Here is an 8,941-nt window from a genome sequence, read left to right on the forward strand (position 1 = left end):
TGTTGTTATGGGAGCGTCATTCTCCCTTGGCGATCCCTTCCCGACGCGGATCCGCTGCGCCAAACCAGCCGCCAGTGTTGCGCTCAACCCCCTGCAGGCCGGAGGTCTGCTCGTTCAATACCACCTCATGTCCCCTCGCCTTCAGCCCCTCGACCACCGACATGGGGGTGCGTCCCACTTCCAGCTCGGTGGGACCGTTGCGGCTGCCAAAGTTGGGCAGATTGATGGCCTGTTGCAGGTTCAGGCCCCAATCCTGGGTGCCGAGCAGGGTCTTGCCCACGTAGTTGATGATGGCTGAGCCCCCCGGCGAGCCCAGCGTCATGATCAGCTCGCCGCTTGGCTTGTCAAACACCAGCAGGGGTGACATGGAGGAGCGGGGCCGCTTGCCCGGCTCCACCCGGTTTGCCACCGGCAGACCGGCGGCATCCACCGAGGTGAAGGAGAAATCGGTGAGCTGGTTGTTGAGCAGGTAGCCGTTGACCATCTGGCGCGACCCGAAACCATCCTCGATGGAGCTGGTCATGGAGATAGCCATCCCCGCCTTGTCGACGATCGAGACATGGCTGGTAGAGGGGAGTTCGGGGGTCGCATCCTTGCCGCGTGCCAGCGCCAGTGGCGGCGTGCCGGGCTTGGCAATCCCCATGGAGTGCTGACCGACAAGCTTGCCCCGCTCGGCCAGATAGCCCTTGTCCAGCAGCCCCTTCACCGGCACGCTGACAAAATCGCTGTCGGCGACGTACTGGTTGCGATCGGCGAAGGCCAGGCGCGCCGCTTCGCTGTAGAGGTGGATAGCCTCACTGGAAGCAGCCAGTCCCACCTCCTTCGTGGTGATCGGCTTGAGGGCCGCCATATCGCGGCTCTCCAGCATGCCGAAGATCTGGCCGAGCGCCAGGGTGCCGGACGAGGGAGTGGGAAAGCCGCAGATCTTGCTCTGGCGATAGTCAAAGCAGAGGCCATCCCGCACTTTGGCCTGATAGCTGGCCAGATCGGTGGCTGCCAGTACCCCAGGATTGGTGGGATGCTGACGCACCTTGGCCACCATGGCATCCGCCAGCGACCCCCGATAGAAGGCATCCGCCCCCTCTGTGGCCAGAGTGCGCAGCACCTTGGCCAGCGCTGGGTTAGTCAGCCGGGTACCCGCCATTTTGGGGCTGCCATCCGCCTGATAGAAGTAGGCACGCGCCTGCGGATCCCGTGCCAGATAGGGATCCTTGGCCAGCAATGTGGCCAGTCGTGGACTTATCACAAATCCTTGTTCTGCCAGCGTGATGGCGGGCTCGAACAGCACAGCCCAGGGCAGCTTGCCATAACGCTGATGGGCCAGTGCCAGAGCGCGCAGGGTGCCGGGAACGCCGACCGAGCGGCCCCCCACCACCCCGTCATAAAACGCCAGCGGCTTGCCATCTTGCATAAACAGCTGGTCGGTGGCAGCGGCCGGCGCCGTCTCGCGGCCATCCACCGCACTCACCTTGCGGCCATCCCACACCAGCAGCAGCGTTCCGCCACCGATCCCGGAGGATTGCGGCTCCACCAGCGTCAATACCAGCTGTACCGCAATGGCGGCATCGACGGCACTGCCACCGGCCTTGATGATTTGGTAGCCCGCATCCACCGCCAGCGGGTTGGCGGCCGCCACCATGAAGTCATGGCCCTGCCAGCCCTGCTTGTCGGTCCAGCCACTGGCGGCTTCGGGTGCGATCAGGGTCTGGGCTGGCGGGGTGTAGTGAAAGCCGTTGTCACTGGCACAACCGGCCAGCAAGGCAAGGGCGATAGCCAGCCCCAGAGGTTTGCGCAACATGACACTCTCCTTGTCTGTTTTATGACCATGAAGAGGGACTATGTCACGATTGGCGCTGACAGCTCAAGTTATTGAACAAGATCAATATCTTACTCATCTATCAATAATGGCTATCCGCAATAGATATAAAAAAACCGCCCGAAGGCGGTTTTTACGATGGGATGGCAGAGGCCAAACAGGCGCAAGTCCGGTTAGATGGACTGCTCTTCGCCACCCAGGGCGGCAAACAGCGCCGGGATAAACTGGGACAGCTCGGCGGTGACCAGCGCGAAGTCTGCATCCAGACGGGCGGCCGGATCTTCGCTGGTGACGTCGTCGTTCTGCTCGCGCAGCTCTTCGCTGAATTTCAGGCGCTTGATGGAAAGATCATCCCCCAGCACGAAGCTGACGGTCTCGCCCCAGTTGAGGGCCAGCTTGGTCACCAGCTTGTCGTTGGCCAGATGGTTCTTGATTTCATCCGTCATCAGATCCTGCTGCTTGCAGCGGATGATGCCGCCGTGCTCCATGGCACTGCGCAGCTCGGCTTCATCTTCCAGAGTGAAGGAGGCGGGCAGATTGCCCTCGTTCAACCACTCGGTCATGGTGATCTCCGGCGGGTTCTTGAGGGCCACCGGCACCACCGGCAGGGAGCCGATGGATTTGCGCAGCAGTGCCAGCAGATCATCCGCCTTCTTGGCAGAACCTGCATCCACCACCATCAAATTGTCGGCCGGATTGATCCAGGCGAAGGTCTGGCTGGTACGACTGAAGGCACGGGGCAGCAGGGTGTGGAGGATCTCCTCTTTCAGCGCTTCCTTCTCTTTCTTCTTGAGGGCGCGACCCTGTTCGAACTCGATCGCCTCTACCTTCTCGGCCAGCATCTCCTTGACCACGGTACCTGGCAGCATCTTCTCCTCTTTGCGGGCGCAGATGAGGATGTGGCCGGAAGCAGAGTGGGTCAGGGTTGAGCCGAATTTGCCAAGGGGCTTGACCCACCCGAAACGGGAGATGTCCTGACTGCCGCAAGGGGTGAAGACGCAGGCTTCCAGCTGGGTTTCCAGCTGATCCACTGTCAGGTCAAAGGGGCGGGTAAAGCGATAAATCTGCAGGTTTTTAAACCACATGGCGTCCTCGGTCTCTAGATTGTCCGGCGGGCATTGTACTAGAGAGGCGCTTTGTGATCAGCCAATCATTCTCGCTAAATAAAGGGCGATCGACCTCACAGGGTCTCATTTATGTCACCTGTTTGTTCATCAAGTTCTCCTAGACTGCGAAAGTAAATTGTTAATAAGGATGAAGGTATGTTGCGGCCCAGTCGCCCGGAAGACATGGAAGAGATCGTCGAAATCTGGTTGCTGGCCTCCCTGCAGGCCCACGATTTCGTCGATGCCTCCTGCTGGTGGCAGGCCCAGGAGGATCTGCGTACCCGCTATCTCGATCGCGCCGCCATCTGGGTGTTCGAGGAGCGCGGCGATCTGCTCGGTTTCATGGCACTGGTGGACAACTATCTCGCCGCCCTGTTCGTGCGCCCCGACCGTCAGGGCCGCGGTGTCGGCCACGCCCTGCTGCAGGAGGCGAAGCGTCAGGGGGCGTCGCTCCACGCCCGGGTCTTCGTCGAGAACGATCAGGCGGTGCGTTTCTATCGCCGCCACGGCTTCGTTATCGAGGCCGAGGAGTCCGATCCCCTCACCGGCCACCCCCAATACCGGATGTGCTGCGAACCTGCCTGAATCGATGCCAGCCCCCTGTTTTACTTGAAAAAAGCACGGGGCATCCTCATCTTGTCCTCATCGGGTGCCACAGGCACCGTCCCTGCAACCGGGCTGCTTTCCAATGAAAATCCTCCATACCGCCGACTGGCACCTTGGCCATCAACTTCATGGTCATGACCGCCGTTCTGAACACGATGCCTTTCTCGACTGGCTGAGCGACACCCTCAAGGCGCGCGAGATCGACGCCCTGCTGGTAGCGGGCGATCTGTTTGATACCGCCAATCCCCCCGCCAGCGCCTGGCAGCAACTCTACCGTTTTCTGGCGCGGCTGCGCGCCGAGATGCCCCACCTCAACATGGTGCTGATCGGCGGCAACCACGACTCCCCCTCCAAGCTCGATGCCCCACACGAACTGCTGCGCGCCTTTGATCTGCATCTGGTGGGCAGCATCAGCCGCGACAGTGAGGGCAAGCTCGAGACCGACCGTCTGCTGGTACCGCTGCAAGACCGGGAGGGCAACATTGCCGCCTGGTGTGCCGCCGTGCCGTTCCTGCGCAGCAGCGATCTGCGGGTGGAACAGCTGGCTGAGGGGCAGGACAGACTGATCGAAGGGGTTCGACAGATCTACGCCGAGGTGCTGGCCGAAGGGCGCGCTCGCTGTGGGGAGGCGCTGCCGCTCATCGCCATGGGCCACGCCTATCTGGCGGCGGGCCAGCTCTCGGAGCTGTCGGAGCGGCGGGTGCTCGGCGGCAACCAGCACGCCCTGCCCGCCGAACTCTTTGCCGGTGCCGACTACACGGCGCTCGGCCACCTCCATCTGGCCCAGAGCCCGGCCACTGGGGTGCACTACAGCGGCTCGCCGCTACCGCTATCGCTCGCCGAAGCCAACTACAACCATCAGGTGCTGGAAGTGACCTTTGCAGAAGGCAAACTGACCGGATTGGAGCGGATCCCGGTGCCCCGCGCGGTGGAGATGATCCGCCTGCCCCAGAGCACCCTCGACGACGCGCTGAACGCCATCGCATCGCTCGAGCTGCCTGCTTGTCCACAAGAGGCACAACCTTTCCTCGAAGTGCGGCTGCTGCTGCCCAAGCCAGAGGCGCGCATCCGCGAGCGGATTCTCGCCGCCATCGCAGACAAACCGGTGCGTCTGGCCCGCATTACGACCAGTTATCAGGGCTCGGGAGAAGGGCTGGCCGATGGTCGCGAGCGGCGCAGGCTCGATGAACTCTCCCCCACCGAGGTGTTTCGCCTCTGCTATCAGCGCCAGTTTGAAGGGGAGCCCGAGGCTGGGTTGGTCGCCTCGTTTGAAGAGATCCTGGAGCAGGTGAAGGAGTCAAACCAATGAAAATCTTGTCTCTGTCAGGTGAGAATCTGGCCAGTCTGACCGGCCCCTTCACCATCGACTTTACCAGGGGGGCGCTCGGCGCCGCGGGTCTGTTTGCCATCACCGGCAACACTGGCGCGGGCAAGAGCACATTGCTCGACGCCATTTGTCTGGCCTTATACGACGAGATGCCGCGCTTTATCGCCAATCGCAAGAACGTGGCCGAAGTGGGCCGCATGGATGATGAAGAGAAGCTCAAGGCCAACGACGTACGCGGCATCCTCAGCCGCGGCCACGCCAGCGGCTTTGCCGAGGTGCAGTTTCGTGGCTGCGATGGTCGCATCTGGCTGGCCCGCTGGGCGGTGCGCCGGGCGCGAAACCGCTCGGAGGGGCGTTTTCAGGCGCAAGAGCGCGCTCTGACCGATATGGAGTCAGGTCAAGTTTTCTCCGGCAGCAAGCGGGAGCTGCAGGATCGCATCGACGAGCTGGTGGGTCTCTCCTGGGAGCAGTTCCGCCGCGCGGTGATCCTGCCGCAGGGGGAATTTGCAGCCTTCCTCAAATCGGATGCCAACGAGCGCTCCGCCCTGCTCGAACGGATGACCGGCACCGAGCTCTACTCCGCCATCTCCATCCAGACCTATGAACGGGCGCGGGAAGAGCAGCAGAAGCTGGCCACCATCGCCCAGCGCCTCGGCGACGTGGCGCTGATGGACGAAGCGACCCGCGAACAGTGGGTAAGCCAGCAGGTGAGCCTCTCCACCACCCTCAAGCACGAGCAGCAACAACAGCAGCTGATGCAGGACCTGCGCGATCTCAACAGCCGCATTGCCGCCCAACTGCTGGGCTGCGCCGAGGGACAGGCGGCGCTCGATACCGCCCTGCAGGCCCACGGCGCCGCGGCCCCCGAGCGCGATGAGTTTGCCCGTGCCGAACAGGCCCAGGTGGCCCGCGCCGATCACGACGAGCTGGCCCGTCTCACTCTGGAAGTGCAGCAGCAGGAGAAGGTGATCGCCGAGCTTGGGCCGGAGCTGGCCAAGCTCGAGGAGCAGACCCAGCAGAGCGCGCTGACCGAACAGCAGTTGCTGGCGGAGAAGATCGCCGCCGAGCGGGAATGGGGCGCCCTGCAACCCGAACTCAAGCGGGCGCAGGAGCTCGATACCCGCATCCGGGAGAAAGTGCAGCAGTTGCAGAAGATCCAGCAGGAGGGGGCACAGGAGCGAGAAGTGCAGCTCACCCTCGAGCAGGGCTGGCGCGAGCAGAGCCGACAGGTAGAACTGCTCAAGCAGCAGCATCAGCAGTGGGGACTCTGGCTCGAAGAGCACAAGGAGCTGGCACCGGTTGCTCGCCAGTGGCAGCCCCTGCTCACCGCCATGCAGGATTGGGCCGAGGATGCCGACAAGCTACAACAGCTGCTCACCCTGCGGGATCACAAGCTGCGCACCCTGCAGCAGTTGCTGCGCCAGCTGGAGCAAGGTCAGCAGGAGCGCGACTACTGGCAACATGAACAAGCCCGGCTGCAACAGCAACAGAACGAGCTGCAGGAGCAGCAGTGGGACAGCCGCCTCGCCAAGGCGCAGGAGCAGTGGCAGCAGCAAACCGAACAGCTGGGTCAGCTGCGCCAGCTGCTGGAGCTGGCCGACTATGGCCGCAACCACGGCGAACAACATGGCCGCTTGCAACAGGAGATTGCCCAGCTGGAGCAGGCGCTCGGCAAACTCGCCACCCTTGGCGAAGAGCTGGTGCCAGCCCGCGAGCGGCTCGCCCTGCAGCGGGACGAGGCGCGCCACGCGCTGGAGCAGTCTCGCGCCATCGCCACGTTCGAGCAGTATCGCCATATCCTGAGCGATGGCACCCCCTGCCCGCTCTGTGGCGCCGAGGAGCACCCCTACAGCCAGAGCCAACCCCAGGTGGCGGGGATCCTGGGTCAGCTGGCGGAGCGGGTCAGAAGCCTCGAACTCGAATGGGATCGGCTCAATCATCAATACATCCAGTGCGAGAGCGAGCGTCAGGAGCTGGCCCGCCAGCTGGCGGTGCGTCAGCAACATCTGCCGGAGCTGGAAACCCGCGCCGAGCAACTGACCCAGCGCTGGCAACAGCTGGGGGGCGATACCCTGCTCGGCCATTCGCTGCCGCTGCGCCAAAGCCCCATTGAGTGGAACGAGCTGATGAGCACATTGCTTGGCCGTGGACAGACGCTGGAGCAGGGGTTGGCCCAGAGCCAGCAGCAGCTGCGTCAGGCCCAGCTTGGCCAACAACAGCTGCAAGGGGTGCGTCAACAACTGAGCCAACTGGCTGCCCAGCACCAGCAGTTTGACCTGCAGTGGCAGGAGGCCGATCGCCAGCGCATCGCGCTGGAAGGGGAAGTGAAGGGGATGGGCGAGCAGGAGGCGACCCTGCGCCAGCGCCTCGAACAGGGCGCCCACCGCCTCGACGAACAGATGGGCGGCCAACCGTGGCGCCAGTGGCTCGGCAGCCAGCAGTGGCACGAGTGGCAGCGAGCCTGCGAAGCCTGGCTGCACGGCCAGAGCGAGTGGGAGCGGCTGGCCAGCGAGATCGCCAGCCTCACCCCGGCACTAAGTGCGCAGGAGGCCCGCCTGCAGACCCAGCGCGAGCTACTGCACAAGCTGGAGCGGGACTACAAGGAGCACGAGCAGCAGCGGCAGGGGCTGCTCACCAGCCGCAGCGGTTGTCTCGGTGGCGAGGAGATACCGTTGGTCGAGAGCCGCTGGCAACAGCGGCTGCAACAACTCGCCAGCGAACTGGAGGCGATGCAACAGAGCGCCCGTGCTCTGCGGGAGCGGCAGACCGAACTCAAGACCCGCCTCACTCATGTGGAGCAGGAAAAGCAGACCAGCAGTCGCCGCAAGCGGGAGGTGCTGGGGCGCTGGGCTGCCCACGCCAGTACCCTCGGCATCGCCGAATACGACCTGCGCCGTCTGCTCGCCATCAGCCCCGATGAACTCAAGGCGCGCCGCACTGCCCTGCAAGGGCTGGAGGATGCGGTTGGCGAGGCGCGCACCCGCCTTGCCGAGCGGCAACGGGCGCTGGCACTGGAGGAGAGCAAGCGGGATCGCTATCGCGAGCATCACCCCGAGCTGGCTGCCCTGCCGGATGCAGAGCTGAGCGAGCAGCTGACGGCGCTCGATGCCCGTTGTCGCGCCCTTGAAGAGCAGCTGTTCGAGTGCAAGAGCAAGCTGGCACAGGCCGAAGCCGCAGCGCTCAAGGCGGGCAGCCTGCAACAGGAGCTGGCCGCCCAGCAGGCGGTGGCCGATCACTGGCAGCAGTTGTGCGATCTGATCGGGCAAGCCAACGGCGCCAAGTTCCGCACCTTTGCCCAGAGCCTCACCCTCGAACGCCTGCTGCTAGAGGCCAACGCCCAGCTCGCCGAGCTCTCGCCCCGCTACCGGCTGGAGCGGGTGCCCAGCACCGATCTGGCGCTGCAGGTGGTGGATCTCGACATGGGGGACGAGGTGCGCTCGGTGGACTCCCTCTCCGGCGGCGAGAGTTTTCTGGTGTCGCTGGCGCTGGCGCTGGCCCTCTCCAGCCTCTCGTCGCGGCAGACCCAGGTCGAGTCACTGTTTATCGACGAGGGGTTTGGCACCCTGGATCCGGACAGTCTGGATCTGGCGCTCGCCAGCCTCGACTCCCTCCAAGCCGCCGGTCGCCAGATCGGGGTCATCTCCCACGTCCAGACGCTGGTGGAGCGTATTGGCGTGCAGATCAGGGTCGAAGCCCTCGGCGGCGGCGAGAGCCGGGTAGTGATTCCCTGAGAGCCTTCGGCTCCCCCCCCAACACCGTAAACAACAAGACCCCGCCAATTGGCGGGGTCTTGTTGAGAGGCTATCAACCGAAGCGGTAGGCGCCCATATAGAGGCTGCCGCCATCCCAGCTCTCGTGCAGCCGGGTGGGCGCCACACCATCAGCGGCCCCCAACGCCACAAAGAGTGGGCGCAGATGATCGTCGTGGGGATGGGACTCCACTGCTCCGGGAGCCAGCCGACGATAGTCGAGCAGTGCCAGCCGATCCTCGTCGGCCATCTTCTGCTCCAGCCAGTCGACAAACTGGCTGGCCCACTCCGGCACCGGCGAGCCTTCCGGTGCCAGCGCCCGCAGGTTGTGGGTAAT

General features: G+C 64.0%; 5 protein-coding genes and 1 pseudogene. 3 read left to right on the forward strand and 3 right to left on the reverse strand.

All coding sequences use genetic code 11. The features are described 5' to 3' along the window. Window positions 1-16 precede the first annotated feature (16 nt). Together ggt and rdgC are read right to left on the reverse strand one after the other, a co-directional pair. A complete protein-coding gene (ggt, locus tag AB5Y85_RS09845; RefSeq protein WP_257687880.1) occupies window positions 17-1,798 on the reverse strand; it encodes a gamma-glutamyltransferase in 1,782 nt (593 codons plus the stop codon). Between the two features lie 191 nt (window positions 1,799-1,989). Beyond that, window positions 1,990-2,901: a recombination-associated protein RdgC gene (gene rdgC, locus AB5Y85_RS09850; RefSeq protein WP_257687879.1), complete on the reverse strand. Its 912-nt coding sequence runs from the start codon at window positions 2,899-2,901 to the stop codon at window positions 1,990-1,992. Window positions 2,902-3,078: 177 nt separating this feature from the next. On the opposite strand from rdgC, the gene AB5Y85_RS09855 reads away from it, so the two are divergent. From AB5Y85_RS09855 to AB5Y85_RS09865, 3 genes are all read left to right on the forward strand, one after another. After that, complete coding sequence (locus AB5Y85_RS09855) at window positions 3,079-3,507, forward strand: GNAT family N-acetyltransferase (protein ID WP_005338252.1); 429 nt, start codon at window positions 3,079-3,081, stop codon at window positions 3,505-3,507. Between the two features lie 103 nt (window positions 3,508-3,610). Next, a complete protein-coding gene (locus tag AB5Y85_RS09860) occupies window positions 3,611-4,837 on the forward strand; it encodes an exonuclease SbcCD subunit D C-terminal domain-containing protein (protein WP_257687878.1) in 1,227 nt (408 codons plus the stop codon). Then, window positions 4,834-8,586 carry an AAA family ATPase gene (locus AB5Y85_RS09865; protein WP_257687877.1) on the forward strand — a complete coding sequence of 1,251 codons (3,753 nt, stop codon included), beginning with the start codon at window positions 4,834-4,836 and terminating at the stop codon, window positions 8,584-8,586. Before AB5Y85_RS09860 ends, AB5Y85_RS09865 begins: the two co-directional genes overlap by 4 nt. 73 nt (window positions 8,587-8,659) lie before the next feature. Here AB5Y85_RS09865 and AB5Y85_RS09870 read toward each other — a convergent pair. Then, a pseudogene (locus AB5Y85_RS09870) lies at window positions 8,660-8,941 on the reverse strand (dioxygenase); the annotation flags it as partial.

Origin of the sequence: Aeromonas sp. R3-1 (assembly GCF_040908345.1) — a bacterium.
Classification (GTDB): domain Bacteria; phylum Pseudomonadota; class Gammaproteobacteria; order Enterobacterales; family Aeromonadaceae; genus Aeromonas; species Aeromonas veronii.

Coding starts and splice junctions, on each gene's coding strand:
- AB5Y85_RS09865 (WP_257687877.1), top strand. CDS start 4,834: ATGAAAATCTTGTCTCTGTCAGGTGAGAATCTGGCCAGTCTGACCGGC.
- rdgC (WP_257687879.1), bottom strand. CDS start 2,901: ATGTGGTTTAAAAACCTGCAGATTTATCGCTTTACCCGCCCCTTTGAC.
- AB5Y85_RS09855 (WP_005338252.1), top strand. CDS start 3,079: ATGTTGCGGCCCAGTCGCCCGGAAGACATGGAAGAGATCGTCGAAATC.
- AB5Y85_RS09860 (WP_257687878.1), top strand. CDS start 3,611: ATGAAAATCCTCCATACCGCCGACTGGCACCTTGGCCATCAACTTCAT.
- ggt (WP_257687880.1), bottom strand. CDS start 1,798: ATGTTGCGCAAACCTCTGGGGCTGGCTATCGCCCTTGCCTTGCTGGCC.